Genomic DNA, 15,324 nt, shown 5'->3' with positions numbered 1-15,324 from the left:
CTGGCGACACGTGCCATCGTCATGTCTCTTCATCGTCGCTCTCGTCCATGGTGCTCTTCTCTGTGAGATTGCGTGCCGGTGCCCGCAGTGATCAGCTCCTTGTAGGCGAAGTACGCTGGCTTCGGATTGCCCCGGTTGTCAATCAGGCCGTGGTGGCGGAACTGGAAGTCACCGGTGAAATCATCGGGATAGTCAAAGAGCTGGAACCAGAAGACCTTTTGAGCCCCCAGTTCGTTGAGTGCAAAAGGAATCATATCGCGCAGCCACTGGGCCTGACCTTCCGGCCCTTGATAGCGTGGGTCCTTTTGCAAGGACGGATCGCTCGAATAGCCCGTTTCAGTCATCCACAGGGGCTTGTCGGCGGCACCGTGCTCAGCCAGGATTCGACGTACAGCTTCCAACTTCTGCTTGGCGATCTCCTTGGGAGAGTAGCTGTGCACGTTCATGATGTCGAAGTATCGGGCTGCCGGATAGCGGGGGTCACTTAAGATCCCCGTAAGGAAAGGTTCAGTTTCCGTCTCACTCATGGCGATCCCACCGAGCAGGACCTTAGCCTGTGGATCTGCCCGCTTGATGGCATCATAGGACACAGCCAGAAGCTCCGCATACTGCTCTGGGGTGCCGTGCCAAAATCCTTGGAGGTCGGGCTCGTTCCAGACTTCCCAGTAATGGATTTGGTCTTTGTAGCGCGAGACCGTTTGGAAGACGTAATCGGCCCAGGCTCGCAGGTTCCGGGGTGGAAAATGTGTAGGATCCACGCCTGGCGGAGGATCGGGCGGTGCGGTGCTGTTCCAGGGAGGCGGAAAAGCCAGGGTGGCCAGGATCTCGAGACCCGCAGACCGCGTCCCGGCAATTTGCGCGTCGTAGCCAGCTTCTTCAAATCGGTAGGGCGAGTCAACCGTGGGTTTGAGCAAGGCGTACCAGATGCCCATGCGCAACCAGCCGATACCAGCCTGGGCACCAAGTCGGATCGCCTGGGGCATGATAACACTGTCCCGCACGGCTCCGAGACTGACACCGTAAGGGCTGCTCTCCTCGCTTGCTCGACCGAAGGATTGATAGACGGCCATGGCTGGGCGGTCTCGCCCCGAAGCGCTTTGCAGCGAAAACGTCACCAGGCCCTCACTGCAAAACGGACTGACATCGCCCATGCTGCACACAGTGTTGCCATCGGCTTCAAAATCCCGCAGGGTGACAAAGACCTTTTCCACGCCGTTTTCAAGAAGCATGGGCAAGGCCACCTTGTAGTATTCGGCTTGCGCCTGCTCGCCGCTCTCTAGGTCCGTCCCCCGGTATTGCGGGTCTTGTTGATGACGAGGGGAAGCCGGGTAGCCGAACTCCGTGATCCACAGTGGGGCGTTTGGCTTCCCATAGGTTCGATAGACGGTCAAGATGGCGTTGAGTTCCGCCTCCACTTTTTGCAAAGAACCGCGCAGGTGAAAATTGGCGATGTCGTAGTTTTCTCGTCCGGGGTTTTCCGGATCGGTCAGCACCCGCCGCACCCAGTCCGGGCCTCCCACCTCAAGCCCGTAGGCACCTCCGAAGAGCACCTTGGCATTCGGGTTGGCTTGTTTGACTGCCTGGTAGGCGACTTTGAGGAGTTTGGCATAGTCTTGGGGTGTGCTCCGGTAGTAGCGCTCCTGGTTGGGTTCATTCCAAATCTCCCAGTAGCGCACCTGCGGGTAGTGCTTCACCGTTTCCCGGACGTAGGTGGCAAAAGCCTCAAGCTTGGCGGGATCAATGGGCGCGTGGTAGCGATTGGGACTGCGCGGATCGGCAATCCAGGGTGCGGCATAGCCCAACGTGCCCAGAAGTTCGAGCCCTCGCTCTGTGGCCATCTGCACGTTTTCATCCTGATTACGCCACTGGAAGTGACCTTCCTCTGGCTCAATATCATACAGGGCAAAATCCTGCCGCATCAGCCGCTTGCCTGTGCGCTGCGCCGCATCAAAGAGATACACTTTGGCCTCTCTCGGATAGCTCACGTGAATGAAGGGGTGGATGGCAAAGCGATCGGCCGCAAAGGAGGGACTCTGCACCAGTTCACTGCCTGCAAATCCATCACGGCCAGCAAACCCTGCCACCATCCCTGTAGCAAGGAACGCAACCGTGATAAAAAATAACCGCCTCATTTTTTCCACCTCCTTTTTCCTTTGTTGGACAGCCTTCCAGCCTGCAGTCGAAAATCCTCTCCACTGAGTAAGCCCTCAACATTATGAACGCCTGGACGCTCGCCAGGCGGTGATTCTGTTGAATCGGTTACCGAGGTAGTAGCTTGAATCAACTCCTTGTAGGCGAAGTAGGCCGGCTTAGGATTCCCCTGGTTGTCAATCAGCCCGTGGTAGCGCGCGCCGACATCCTGGTTGAAGTCGGCAGGGTAATCGTAGAGCCGATACCAGAAGACCTTCTCGGCCCCGAGTTCAAGCAAATAGGGAATCATGTCACGAAGCCATTCAGCCTGTCCCTCTAATCCCCGATAGTTGGGATCGTTCTGTTGGGAGGGATCGCTCGAATAGCCCGTCTCCGTGATCCAGATGGGCTTGTTTGAAGCGCCTGCCTGACGCAGGGCCGCGCGCACATCGTCCATCCTCTGTCGCGCTTCCTCCCGCGACCCGTAGTGGTGGAAATTCATGATGTCAAAGTATCGGGCAGCCGGATACCGAGCGTCGTTGAGGATTTCGGTCAGGAAATTTCGATTGAGCTGTTGAGGTGGTCCACCGAGAGCGAGCCCTCCCAGGACCACTTTGGCATCGGGATTGGCCCGTTTGATGGCATCGTAGGTCACGGCCAGGAGTTCTGCGTACTGAGCTGCTGTGCCCGCCCAGAATCCGCGCAGGTCCGGCTCGTTCCAGACCTCCCAGTATTGAATCTCGTCCTTGTAGCGCGAGACGGTTTGACTGACATAATCGGCCCAGGCTCGCAGATCGCGGGGCGGGAAGTGAAGCGGGTCAGCGCCTGGAGGCAAACCGGATGGAGCCGTTGTATTCCAGGGAGCCGCGAAACCGAGCTGACCCAGAATCTGAAGGCCCCGTTGTCGAACCCCTGCTACCTGAGCATCGAACCCCGACTCCTCGTAGCGAAAGACGCCGGGGCTAGGATTGACAAGGCTGTACCAGATGCCAAAGCGCACCCAGCCGATACCCGCCTGAGCCGCCAGCTCGAATGAGCGCGGCATGAGAACGCTATCGCGATGGGCTCCCTGACTGACGCCGTACCGATCGTTGCTGGCTGGCATTTTCTTCAGATACCGATCGAAGAAGTCGGCGATCATCCTGGTCAGCTCATCGCGAGTCGGGCTGATGGGCCCGCCCATCGGGACGAACCCGTGGCCGGCGTTCTTCACCATGACTAGCGTGGCGGGCACACCCGTCTGGACAAGCTTGTCGTAAAAGATCTGTGACTGGCTGGGCGGCACCAGCGGATCACGCTCGCCGTGTAAGATGAGAAAGGGCGGATCGTCCCGAGAAACCCACGTCACGGGGCTGGCGCGTCGGACCGCCTCAGAAGTGCGGTCCGTTGTGCCGAAGACCTGCTCCAGCAGACGCGGGTTCGCTCCGTCGAAAATCGCCGTCAGGTCTGTTGGGCCGAACATATCAACGACGGCTTGTATCCGGCTGGAGTAGTCAAGATATTGCCCGACATCCCAGCCTGCCGTTTCGTCGGCGGTTCCCAGGAGCGCAACCAGGTGCCCACCGGCGCTGCCACCCCACGCCCCGATCCTGTCGGGGTTGATGTTGTATCGCCTGGCATTCGCTCTCAAGAATCGCACAGCGCACTTGACATCTTGAATCATCGCCGGGAACTTGTAGCGCGGCGCCAGGCGATAGTTGACGGCGGCCACAAGATAACCGCGAGCAACAAGCTCGGGGATGTCTCGCACGCCCTCGCCGCGGGCTTTGTCGCCGGTCGTCCAGCCGCCGCCGTGGACGTAGACGGCAACCGGCGCCGGACCACGACTGGCCGCAGGATAGTAAATGTCCATCTTCAAGGCCACATCGCCCACGGTGCAATAGGTGACATCTCGATCAACGCGGCCCGCTTGAGTCTGGCTCGATGAGGCGGTCGCGGCGTTGTTTGCAGGGGCAGGGGCGCTCAACGCCTGCTCGTTGCTCGTATTCTCGTTGACCATACTTTCATCGGCCATCGCTACGATATCTTCCGAAGTGACCACGCGCAGGTTGGCTGCAGCATAGGCGACCAGTTGCTCGTATGCCGCCCAGATTGCTTCTTGTTCCTCGGGCGATCGGGGGCGAGACAGGTCCGGCGCATTCAAATCAAACGGGGGGATGAGCGGCCGGGTTCGCTCTCGATCCGCGTAGTAGACGAGCGTCCAGCTTTCCGGGCCTTGCCGCGAGAAATTATTCTCGTGAATGAGCGCGGTGATAAATGGGGGACGCGACCCGCTCCATTCACTCAGCTTCTTCTTCAAATAGTTCGTCGGATTGTACTCGGCTGCATAGCGGCTCTGGAGCATGTTCCACCAGAAGGCCTCTTGTGGCCCACCTGACACCGACCAGCGCGTGATGCTGAAATCGCTCGGTCGCACAAGCAATCCGTCCCGATATTCAAACGGTTGATCGGGATCAGCGCAGCATTCGTGATAAATCACGGCCATCTGCGCGCCCAGCTCTTTGTAAACTCGCAAGGCCGCCGTCTTGATGGTGGGATTGTTGTTGGGCGCGCCCACGACCACCGGTGGGCGACCGAACGTTTGCGCCACGAAACTGTAGCCGCCGGGCTGGTCGCGCAGTAATCCGCCGGTGGCCAGATCGAGCCTGTACGTCTCATACTCTCGCAGGGCTTCGGTCAACGCCTGCCCGCTCAGCCCACGCAACGCCTGATCGAACCCCACGTAAAGCGCGTGCGGCGGGCGGACGTGATAGCTAATGGTCATGCCACTCTCTTTGAGCCGGGTGATGACCTCGGGACGACGTTCAGCATAGGCGTAGACCATCGGTTCGGTCAGATAGAAATCCCCACGCACGCCGTATTTTTCAAAGATGCTGATCAATCGCAGCAACGTGTTGGCGCTCTCGTCAATGTTCCGCCAGTCATGCACGTTGATGGCAAACGTTATGTAGCCTGCCGGTGAGGGTGAGGCTTGTTTCTGAACAGCACGGGGGGTGGCCCGTATGTTCGTGGTTGTGGATACGGTGGCGGCCATCGCTGCTGATGAAGAGCGTGGGTCAACGCCCGGATGCGTCTCTTCCCACTCGATGAACTCATCGGTCATCTGCGAAAACGTCGCCCAGCGCACACGTCCCTGCTCGACGAGCGGGTCTACGACGCGGGTGAGAAAATCCTCGATGGCGCCAAAGGGACGATTGGAATCACCGCGAAATTCTCCCGGATGGACCGTGAAGTGAAAGACGTTGACTCGATCGGCTCTCGCTGATGCGAGCGAGCTTTCTAATGCCTCGCGCAGCACCTCGAACCACGCCTGATCTCCTCCCTGAGCGATGATCTCGCGCTTGCGCGCGAACTCCTCCGGGTCATACATGCCCTCGGGCAAGAAGACGATCTTCCCGTTGGGATTGTGCGTGGCAAAGGCCGAGAGGTCGTTCTCGCTCGGGCCGCCCGTCGGACGCCAGGGATTCACTCCCAAAAGCGAAGGGTCTGTACGTTGAGTTCTCGGATTCTTCCAGTCGCTGTTGACTTCAAGTCCGGCGCAAGATGCCGCTCCCAGCAGTCCCGGATAGAGATTGCCCCCGCTCCAGTAGCGAATGCGATTCTTCACGCCCGCTTGATGAATGAGTCCGATCTCCTGTTGCATCACGGCGCACCAGGTCTCGACGGCAAGCTGCTCCGGGTTCCTTCCGAGATGGGCATCCTCGTGAAAGTGCAGACCGATCTCGTGGCCCCGGGCCTCAAGATCGGCGAGAATGGTGTTGCCTCGTTCGGTCGCAACCTGGGTGAACGGCGATTGCGCCTGAACGGTCATGCGCCCGCCGTGGGCTTCGATCATCCTCGCTACGGTGAGAATGTCTTGCACGTGGCGCTCAAAGAGCGACCCCTGGCGATAATCGGCTCCGCCGCTGCCGTAGCCTTGAGCCGTTCGACCCAGCGGCTCGATGTGCATCCCGATGCCGAAAAGTAAGACGGGTTCGGCGCGACCCGTTTCACGCGTGCTGACAATCGGAGCTTGTACTCCCAACAAGACCGTTGCCGTGAGACAACCGATTCGCATGAGGGTGTTCATAAATGTCCTCCCTTGGGAATCATCTCCAGCGGATGAAAGGGTTCAATGGATCATTCTTCGGCTGGCCTTTTCATCCGTTAGTAAACGCCTTTTCCTTCTTCGCAGCGCGCATGAGCATATGGGCGATTCCTCAAGAAATATCCCGGTAGCGGACGTCTCCCGTGCTCGGCGGGAGAGAAAGCCGGACCCGCTGTAAATGCGCGCTCCCGAATTTTTCAATCGTTTCTTGGTATTGCTCGGCACCATGACCAACTCTTCAGAAAATTGACGCGGGATGAAGGGATCCCACCGATCAATCATCAGTGGGCGCTTTTCATGGGCGGGGGGACTCTTTCTTTGGTTGCAGCCGCTCCGGATACTGCTCGCCCAGATCCGATATTCTGCTCGATGAATCGTTGAAATGCCCTGCCGGTTGACCGTGGTCTCGCCGAAGGCGTATGCATCTCCCGGAGGCAGCAAGGTCTCTCCACCCAGCGGGCTCTCGATGAGGAACAGAAAAAGTATCCCGGAGCCGACCTTCCGTGTTGCAGCGTCGCGCTTAATGAGGCCTTTCATCGTCACCCCCGAAAATGTAGCTCATGCTTCTGAGCATGTCCGTCCGCCCTGCTGCTGATCCCTCGCATGGCCGAAGGGCGATGCTACGGGAAGGCGTGTGTCAGCAGGCTGCAAACCCCACTCTGAAAGGTCGCTCAGAATAAACGCCGACATGCATCGTCCCGATCTTATGGCCCGCCCCCCTCGTTCTAAGCAACTCGTCACCATTTGAGACACACTCCATCGAGCGTGAGTTTGAAAAATTCTCGCGCCTTCTCATGCGGGGGAAGCCGATACGAATTGCACGCCACCGGTAATACTCCCTTTGCCCGAGGGGCGTCGGGGCACCATCGGGTTGAGCGCCTGACGTGGGGAAGCGCTGGTTACAAGAAATCAGCCCGTCCAGGGGATGAGGCGGGGGTGTTCACGGAGTGGTGGAAGGATGTTTGACTTCGTGGCATGGACTCGGCTATCGTCTCGCTGTCCCGACGGAGGGGAAGCGATGAGGAGCGCGATAACTCGTCTTGAGGAGCGTTCCTTTTCGCCCCATCGCGTGGTGTGCAGGCATGTCCGGGAGCAGTAAAACGAGGGCGCAGACTTTCCAGCTCGCCGTGGCGGCGCGATGCTGGACGGCCTGCGGCACACTCTTGGAGGATGCATGTTCAAGGAGCTTTTTCGCGTCAAGAGCGTTGATTCGATCCTCCGCGAGAGCGAGAAGCCGGAGTATTCGCTCAAACGGGCGCTGACGGCTGTTGATCTGACGGCGCTGGGCGTGGGAGCCATCATCGGAGCGGGAATTTTTGCCCTGACGGGCACGGCGGCTGCCGGGACGGTTGATCCTGTGACGGGCGAAGTCCTCCGACCGGGAGCCGGTCCGGGATTGATCGTCTCTTTCATTCTCACGGGAATCGCCTGCGGCTTTTGTGCGCTGTGTTATGCTGAATTCGCTTCGCTCATCCCTATTTCGGGGAGCGCCTACACCTATGCCTACGCGACGCTCGGCGAGCTGGTCGCCTGGATCATCGGCTGGGATCTCATTCTCGAATATGCCGTCGGCAATATTGCTGTCGCCGTGAGCTGGTCGGGGTATTTCATCGAGCTTCTGCGGGGATTGGGTCTGGAGATCCCCCCCAACTGGCAGTGGCTCACGGTCAGTTACAATGTCGGCATCCATCGGCCGGAGATCGTCGCTCATGCGCCGAAGCTTTTCGGAGTGCCGCTCATTGTGAATCTGCCCGCATTTGGCATCGTCGCCCTGCTCACCGTGATCCTGGTCATCGGAGTCAAGGAGAGCGCTCGCTTCAATGCCATCATGGTGGGAGTGAAGCTGCTCGTTCTTGTGTTTTTCATCATCGTGGGCTTTGTCTACGTCAAGCCGGAGAACTGGCGGCCATTTGCTCCGAATGGCTGGGAGGGGATCATGACGGGGGCAGCGCTCGTCTTTTTCGCCTACATCGGTTTCGATGCCGTCTCGACCACGGCCGAGGAGACGAAAAATCCCCAGCGAGATTTGCCGCTGGGGATGATCGGGTCGCTGGCCATTTGCACGATTCTCTATGTCGTCACCGCCGCCGTTCTTACCGGGTTGATCTCCTACAAGGAACTTGGGGTTGCCGAGCCTCTCGCGCTGGCGCTGCGGACGCTGGATTTGAACTGGGCTGCGGGGATTGTGGCGTTTGGGGCGGTGATGGCGACGACGTCAGTTTTGCTCGTCTTCCAGATGGGTCAGCCGCGCATCTTCTTTTCCATGTCCCGTGACGGATTGTTGCCCGCGCGATTTGCTTCGGTTCACCCACGATTCAAAACGCCGTACCTGACGACCATCCTGACGGGAATCTTCGTCGCAGTCCCGGCAGCGTTCGTGGACATCGGCGATGCCGCGGAACTGACCAATATTGGAACACTCTTCGCCTTTGTGCTCGTTTGTGCGGGTGTCATTATCCTTCGCCACACCGATCCTGAGCGGCCGCGCCCGTTCAAGGCTCCTCTGGTGCCCGCGGTGCCGCTTCTGGGAATTTTCAGTTGCCTCTATCTGATGATCAGCCTCCCCCGCATCACCTGGGTGCGATTCGGGGTATGGCTCGCCGTCGGATTGTTGATCTACGCCTGGTATGGCCTGAGCCACAGCCGTCTGCTGGAGGCGCAGAAGCGCCGAGGAACCTTGCGAATGGTCTTGAGCGGCGTTTCCACAATCATCCTCGGTTTTGTCAGTTTGGCCGCGAGTCACCACTATCAGGAAGCACTTGCACGAGCGACCACCAGCGGGGCAACGGGTCAAATTCAATACGCCCGTTCGATGCTCACCCTGACCGATATGGGGTTTGAAGCCGGAGTCATCCTGGGGCTGCTGCTTGTCGTTACCGCGATTGTTTTGCATCGGAGCAGAGCGGAGACCTGATGCTTTTTTATCTTGTGGAGTGAGAGGGGTATGCGAGAGAAAGGTCTGTACCGGCTTTCCTTGGTGACCTGTGCCAGGAGAGGCAGGAGGGATGACCGATGGAGGCGAACACAAACTGCCGCCTGTTCCTGTCGCGCTCTCGGGCCATTCCTACCCAGGATTTGCTGCCTTCGAGCGGTTGCGGCCTTACCCTTGTGCTCGCTGGAGGTTTGTCTTAAAATCAGGCCGGGTTGGTCAGAAGAGGGTCCATGAAGTGCCTGATTCCGACCGCCGATTGAATCAATGGCATTCGCTTGGGAGCGTTTGATCAAAAACAGCATTGAGAGTTGCACCAATCCTAACCAGCAGGAGGACTGTCTAATGAAGCGATGGGGACAACACCCTTGGCTGGCAGTGGTCACGAGTCTACTCCTTGTTGGGCTCCTGGTCGGTAGTGTGAGTGGCCAGCAGCCCGCCTATACACGAGAGGAAGCCGAGGCCTTCAACGCGATGTTCCGTCCGGCAGGCGAAGGGAAGTTGGCCGAAGCCATTCGCATTGCTGAGGAATTTCTCGCCAAGTATCCCAACAGCGTCCTGGCTCCGCGGGCCAAGCAGCAACTGGTCTTCTGGTATATCCAGACGAACAATCTGGATAAAGCCTTTGAGATCGGCGCTGACGTTCTGAAGGCGGATCCCAATAACTTCGGTGTCACCTACTATCTGGCCGTGACCGCAGCGGAGGCTTCTAAAGGGGGGAACAAAAAGTACGATGAACAGGGGCTTCTGTACGCTCAGAAAGCGCTCGATGTAGTCAAAGGCGGTTCCGCGCCTCCCGGTGTTGACCCGGCTCGATGGGAGCAAGAAAAACCCAAAGTCCTCGGCCTGCTCTATCAGGGGCTCGGTCTTTTCCAGCATAACAAGGGGGAGTATGAGGCAGCCATCGAGTCGTTGACCAAAGCTGCTGAACTTGATCCGAAGGATCCGGTGACGCCGTTCCTTATCGCCGAATCGTATAAGCTGGGACAATATAAAAGGCTCCAGGAAAGCTACGACAAGCTCACGGCAGAGGAGAAAGTAGCCGAGGCGGGGAAGAAACTCCTGGAGGAAGTGGATCAGGTCGTGGACAAGATGATTGAGATCTATGCCCGTGTCGTGGCCCTCTCCGAGAGCGATGCACGGTTTCAAGCCCTCGGGCAGGTGGCCCGGGCGACGCTCGAAGGGTTCTACAAGTATCGGCACAATAACACCACTGATGGTCTTGAGGATTTGATCAAGAAGTACAAGCCAACGACATAGGGCCGGCGTTGTCGTATTCCCTCTCCGTGTGAGTGATCATGACGGGTGAGCGACCAGACCTCGGCGAGCTGGAGAACATCATCGGCTATCGGTTCAAGAATCGCACGTATTTGGAGCGGGCGTTGACCCATCGGTCCTACGCCCATGAGATGGGACAGACGGCGCTCGCCGATAATGAAGCCCTGGAATTTCTCGGAGACGCAATTCTGGGGTTCCTCGTTAGTGCCTGGTTGCTGGAACTTTTCCCCACCTTATCCGAAGGCCGGCTGTCGAAGGCGAAAGCTTTCCTCGTCAGCGCCGACAACCTTCACGTTCATGCCGAGCGCATTCATCTGGGCGACTATCTGCGGTTGAACCGGGGCGAGGAAAAAACCGGCGGGCGGCGCAAGCGCACCTTGCTGGTGGATGCTTATGAGGCATTGATCGCCGCGATCTATCTGGATGGAGGGATCGAAGCAGCGGAGCGATTCCTGCGCGAGCAGTTTCAGGAGGTCATGTTGAGCCTCCGTCCTGAAGATACGGAGCGGCTGGATTACAAGACGGCCTTGCAGGAAGAGCTGCAAGCGCGGGGTTTGCCGCCTCCGGCCTATGAGGTCCTCTCCGTCGAAGGTCCGGCTCATGCCCGCACGTTTCACATCAGCCTGAGCGTGGGGAATCGGGTGATCGCCTACGGACGAGGGCGCTCACTGAAGGTCGCTCATCAGCAGGCGGCCCGCCTGGCATTCGCCCAACTGGAGAAGATCGAGCAATGGTTGATTCAGGGTCAGGTGACAGCCGCTCCCGAAGTGGTAACCGAGGAGTTGCTCCCTTCATCGCTCTCTGTCCCCGCATCTGACACGGACGTCGAACGACCGAGATGTTGAGTGGAAACAAGAGGAAGGAATCGCGCTATGACCGAAGAGAGCATCGTTGACCCTCGATCTGAGACTCCTCCCGACACGCCCCCGCCACTTCCCGAAGCCCCTCCCTCGGTCGAACCGTCGAAATCCACTCTTCGAGAATACTTCGAATCGGCGGTCGTCACCGTGATCATGGCTCTGTTCGGCATGACTTTCATCGTTCAGGCGGTAAAAGTTCCCACCGGTTCGATGCAGAATAACATCCTCATCGGGGACCATCTGCTCGTCAACAAATTTATCTTTGCCGGTGCGCCCCATGGCATTTGGGGCAAAATCCTCCCCTACCGCGAAGTGCGACGGGGCGACGTGATCGTCTTCAAATATCCCCAGAACCCGGAAGTCAACTATGTCAAGCGGGTCATCGGATTGCCGGGGGACACGGTGTTGGTGCGGAACGCTCGCGTCTACATTAACGGACAGGAGCTGCCGGAACATCGCGTGTTCGCCCGCAATCCCGGGATTGATGCGACCGATTCCGCTTTGATGCTGGTCAAGGATGAACCGCCTCCACCGGGGGCGACGTACCGCGTCTACTGGGACGCCTATCGGCTGGAGACGGGCGATCTTGCGTCCGGCGCTCACGAGAGTGGAACCTATGCGGTGACGCAACCGTTCACGGTCCCTGACGGTTCCTTCTTCGTCATGGGAGATAATCGCGATGACAGCGAGGACAGCCGCTTCTGGGGAACGGTTCCGCGAGAGAATGTGGTCGGTCGAGCCTTGGTCGTCTATTGGTCTTATGACGAGCGCATGGCAGCGCTTTCCCGCAATCCCCTCAGTAGCATACTTCGTCACGTCCGCTGGCGACGAACGGGAACCTTGATTCGCTGACCGAAGTGGCGTAGAATCCCGCCGCCGTGATGAGGGTCAACGGCGCGACGGGCTCGAAGGCGAGAGCTCGATCTGATGTGCGGGTGGACGGTGCGGACGCAACTCTATGAGGCAGCCCGTCAGACAACGTCGGCTTCTCGGTCTCCTCATCGGCGTGCTCCTGAGCGGGGTTCGTGCGGCCGGTGCCCAGCAACGTCCGCTTCTCACCGAAGATGTCGAGATCGTTCCGGCGGGGAGAATTCGCCTCGATCTCGGCTTTGACTTTCTCCAGAATCAGCGGTTCTCTCTCTCAGGATTGCGCGGAGACCTCTCGGCACTGGGCGTGATTGCTCTCAATTGGGGACTCTCATCCAACGTCGAAGTTGAGCTTCAGGGAACGATTCAGAACTTTCTCGGCATCGAGGAGTCATTCCGTCCGTCAGCTATTCCCCTGCGGCTCCCTTCACCCGGAAGCACGAATGATGTCGGTGATTTCAGCTTCTGGACGAAAATTTTGCTCCGGCGCGAGACGGCGCGCGTGCCGGCTCTGGGCATTCGCGCCGGTGTGGAGCTGCCCACCACCGATCAATCCCGAGGCATCGGGACGAATCAAACCAATGTGATCGCGGCCCTGTTAGTGGGGAAGCAAATGGGTCGCGGGAAAATATGGGGGAATCTGGGCGTGGGCATTCTCTCGGCGCCGCTGGAACGATTTCAACAAAACGACGTGCTGGTCTACGGTCTGGCCGGCCTCTATCCCGTAACGAATCGAGTTGATCTGGTCGGCGAAGTCAACGGTCGCGCCAACACGCGACAGCGCGCTCCGCTCGGCACCGAATCGCAGGGACAGGCGCGACTCGGCCTTCGACTCCGCGCCGGAGGACTTCGCTGGGACGTTGCCGGCGTCAAAGGACTGACGTCCTTCAGCCCGACCGCGGGCATCGTCTTCGGCGTCTCGTTTGATATTCCCGGCTTCCGACCGTAAGATGAGGACATATCATCAGTCGGCGATTCATGACGGTCATCGAGGAGGCCTACGGTGTGGGGCATAGGGCCCCGTAAGGGCAATCTGTTGAGGGAGGAGACGCGGTGAGCCGGAGCCGCATTGCATTCGGGACCTCGGGCTGGCGCGCGATCATCGCGGAGGATTTTACATTTGATCGCGTCGCGCGGGTCGTCCAGGCTATCGCCGTTTATCTCCAGCGGCAAGAGGGCAGGGGAAAAGTGATCGTCGGCTATGACACGCGATTTCTCGCCGAAGACTTTGCCGCGCACGCCGCCCGCGTGCTGGCCGACGCGGGGTTTGAGGTCCTTCTCTGTACGGAGCCGGTTCCCACGCCGGCAGTGGCCTATGCGATTTTGGCCGAACGCGCACTCGGGGCGGTGAACATCACCGCCAGCCATAATCCGCCGGAATATCAGGGGATCAAGTTCTCGACGGCGACGGGCGCTCCGGCTCTGCCGGAGGTGACCCGCCAGATCGAACAAGAGGTTGAACGGTTGGAAGCGGGCGAATCATCCCCGCCATCGAGATCGGGAGGTCGGATCACCGAGTACAGCCCGCGCCAGGGGTATCTGCGAGATCTCGCCGCGAAGATTGATTATACCGCCATCGCCGGGGCGCAGTTGCGGGTCGCGGTGGATCCGTTGTGGGGAACGGCTCGCCATTACCTGGATCAGGCTTTGCGCGAGGCTGGCGCGGAGGTCATCGTTCTTCACGACTCCCGTGACGTTCTGTTCGGAGGCCGGGCTCCGGAGCCATCTGAAGAAAGACTCAGCGAGCTGGCCTCTTGCGTTCGGGACAATCGGTGCCATCTCGGTGTGGCGACCGATGGCGATGCCGACCGATTCGGCATCGTGGATCATCAGGGTGAATTCATCTCGCCCAATCAACTTATCGCCCTGCTGTTTGACTACCTGTGCGAGACGCGACCCTGGACCGGGGGCGTCGCCCGCAGCGTGGCGACATCTCATCAAGTAGATCGGGTGGCCCGTCGCCGCCAGCGTCCCGTGTATGAAACGCCGGTGGGGTTCAAGTACATTGGAGAACTTCTCCGGCAGGGGAAAATCATCCTCGGCGGCGAAGAAAGCGCCGGATTGTCAATCCACGGACATTACCCCGAGAAAGATGGCATCCTCGCCTGTCTGCTGGCCGTCGAGGCGGTGGCGCGAACCGGGATGAGTCTCACTTCCTTACTCGAGCGTCTCTACCGCACCGATGGACGGCTGGTCAGCCGACGCATCGAGATTGAACTGGATGAAGAAGCAAAACGCCGATTGAGAAAGAAGCTATCGGGGGATTTACCGGAAGACGTCTTCGGACGGCGCGTGGTGAAAATTGATCGGACCGACGGGGTCAAGTTCGTTTTCGAGGACGAGTCGTGGTTGCTGCTCAGGATCTCAGGCACCGAGCCGGTGGCTCGTTGCTATGCGGAAGCGACATCAGAAGCGGATCTGGAGGTGCTCCTTGAACACGGTCGGACATTCGCGCTCGATTAAGCCCGCACGGAAACGGTCCTCATCATCATGGTTGCATACACTGGGCTGGGCTCTCATCATCGTCCTGGTCGTGGGTCTGTGTGGCACGGCCATCCTGCGCACGCGGGCGGAATATCGGGAGGCCCGCGCCGAGTACGAACAGATCGAAGCCGAGGTGAAACGGCTGCAAAGAGAAAACGAGCGGCTTCGGGAGGAAATCCACGCCCTCAAGAACGATCCGCAGGTGATCGAACGGATCGCCCGAGAAGAATTGCACATGATTCGACCGGATGAAATGGTGCTCTCCTTTCCTCCATCGCGGAAGAAGTGAGTTTCATCGGGCATCATACTTACCTTCATGAGGGGAGGAGAAAGGACGCCATGCAGGTCGAAGAGAATCTCAATCCGTTTGAGATCACGCAGATTCAGTTTGACCGAGCCGCTCGGTATCTCAACCTGGATGAGGGGATGCAGGCGCTGCTGAAGTCGCCCAAGCGCCAGATGATCGTCTCGATTCCCGTCAAGATGGACGATGGATCGCTGCGTGTCTTTGAAGGGTATCGGGTGCAGCACAACATCGCCCGCGGTCCCGGCAAAGGGGGGATTCGTTATCACCCCGATGTCACGCTGGACGAGGTGAAGGCGCTCGCCGCCTGGATGACCTGGAAGTGCGCCACCGTCAATCTTCCCTATGGCGGGGCGAAGGGAGGCGTGCGCGTCAATCCCAAGGA

The 15,324-nt window shown here is 59.0% G+C and carries 11 protein-coding genes; 8 read left to right on the top strand and 3 right to left on the bottom strand.

The window, feature by feature from the left end; translation table 11 throughout:
* Positions 1–29: 29 nt before the first annotated feature.
* The 3 genes from VNM72_04400 to VNM72_04390 are packed head-to-tail and all read right to left on the bottom strand — an operon-like array spanning position 30 to position 6,760.
* Positions 30–2,132, bottom strand: coding sequence for a glycosyl hydrolase (locus VNM72_04400; protein ID HXF04640.1), 2,103 nt, complete (start codon positions 2,130–2,132; stop codon positions 30–32).
* Positions 2,129–6,199: an alpha/beta hydrolase fold domain-containing protein gene (locus VNM72_04395; GenBank protein HXF04639.1), complete on the bottom strand. Its 4,071-nt coding sequence runs from the start codon at positions 6,197–6,199 to the stop codon at positions 2,129–2,131. Before VNM72_04395 ends, VNM72_04400 begins: the two co-directional genes overlap by 4 nt.
* A gap of 42 nt (positions 6,200–6,241) precedes the next feature.
* Entirely contained in the window at positions 6,242–6,760 is a 519-nt protein-coding gene (locus VNM72_04390) for a hypothetical protein (GenBank protein HXF04638.1), read from the bottom strand.
* Positions 6,761–7,391: 631 nt separating this feature from the next.
* Between VNM72_04390 and VNM72_04385 the strand changes: the two genes are divergently transcribed.
* From VNM72_04385 to VNM72_04350, 8 genes are all read left to right on the top strand, one after another.
* A complete protein-coding gene (locus VNM72_04385; GenBank protein ID HXF04637.1) occupies positions 7,392–9,131 on the top strand; it encodes an amino acid permease in 1,740 nt (579 codons plus the stop codon).
* A gap of 360 nt (positions 9,132–9,491) precedes the next feature.
* Positions 9,492–10,406, top strand: a complete 915-nt coding sequence (locus VNM72_04380; protein HXF04636.1) for a hypothetical protein — start codon at positions 9,492–9,494, stop codon at positions 10,404–10,406.
* 38 nt (positions 10,407–10,444) lie between these two features.
* Entirely contained in the window at positions 10,445–11,269 is an 825-nt protein-coding gene (gene rnc / locus VNM72_04375) for a ribonuclease III (GenBank protein HXF04635.1), read from the top strand.
* A 27-nt stretch (positions 11,270–11,296) separates the two neighbouring features.
* Positions 11,297–12,136, top strand: coding sequence for a signal peptidase I (lepB, locus tag VNM72_04370; protein HXF04634.1), 840 nt, complete (start codon positions 11,297–11,299; stop codon positions 12,134–12,136).
* A 106-nt stretch (positions 12,137–12,242) separates the two neighbouring features.
* A complete protein-coding gene (locus VNM72_04365) occupies positions 12,243–13,100 on the top strand; it encodes a hypothetical protein (GenBank protein ID HXF04633.1) in 858 nt (285 codons plus the stop codon).
* A 104-nt stretch (positions 13,101–13,204) separates the two neighbouring features.
* Entirely contained in the window at positions 13,205–14,614 is a 1,410-nt protein-coding gene (locus VNM72_04360; protein ID HXF04632.1) for a phosphoglucomutase/phosphomannomutase family protein, read from the top strand.
* Between the two features lie 31 nt (positions 14,615–14,645).
* Positions 14,646–14,924, top strand: coding sequence for a cell division protein FtsL (ftsL, locus tag VNM72_04355; GenBank protein HXF04631.1), 279 nt, complete (start codon positions 14,646–14,648; stop codon positions 14,922–14,924).
* A gap of 50 nt (positions 14,925–14,974) precedes the next feature.
* Positions 14,975–15,324 (top strand): Glu/Leu/Phe/Val dehydrogenase dimerization domain-containing protein (locus VNM72_04350; GenBank protein HXF04630.1); only part of this gene is annotated, 350 nt, incomplete at its 3' end.

The sequence above is a fragment of the Blastocatellia bacterium genome, from assembly GCA_035573895.1.
GTDB lineage: Bacteria > Acidobacteriota > Blastocatellia > HR10 > HR10 > DATLZR01.
Note: the sequence above shows the minus strand (reverse complement) of the source record. Positions and strands in the feature narration are given on the sequence as shown.

What these genes read in the sequence shown, in the direction of transcription:
- VNM72_04400 (HXF04640.1), bottom strand. Translation starts at nt 2,132, where the DNA reads ATGAGGCGGTTATTTTTTATCACGGTTGCGTTCCTTGCTACAGGGATG.
- VNM72_04395 (HXF04639.1), bottom strand. Translation starts at nt 6,199, where the DNA reads ATGAACACCCTCATGCGAATCGGTTGTCTCACGGCAACGGTCTTGTTG.
- VNM72_04385 (HXF04637.1), top strand. Translation starts at nt 7,392, where the DNA reads ATGTTCAAGGAGCTTTTTCGCGTCAAGAGCGTTGATTCGATCCTCCGC.
- VNM72_04380 (HXF04636.1), top strand. Translation starts at nt 9,492, where the DNA reads ATGAAGCGATGGGGACAACACCCTTGGCTGGCAGTGGTCACGAGTCTA.
- rnc (HXF04635.1), top strand. Translation starts at nt 10,445, where the DNA reads ATGACGGGTGAGCGACCAGACCTCGGCGAGCTGGAGAACATCATCGGC.
- lepB (HXF04634.1), top strand. Translation starts at nt 11,297, where the DNA reads ATGACCGAAGAGAGCATCGTTGACCCTCGATCTGAGACTCCTCCCGAC.
- VNM72_04365 (HXF04633.1), top strand. Translation starts at nt 12,243, where the DNA reads ATGAGGCAGCCCGTCAGACAACGTCGGCTTCTCGGTCTCCTCATCGGC.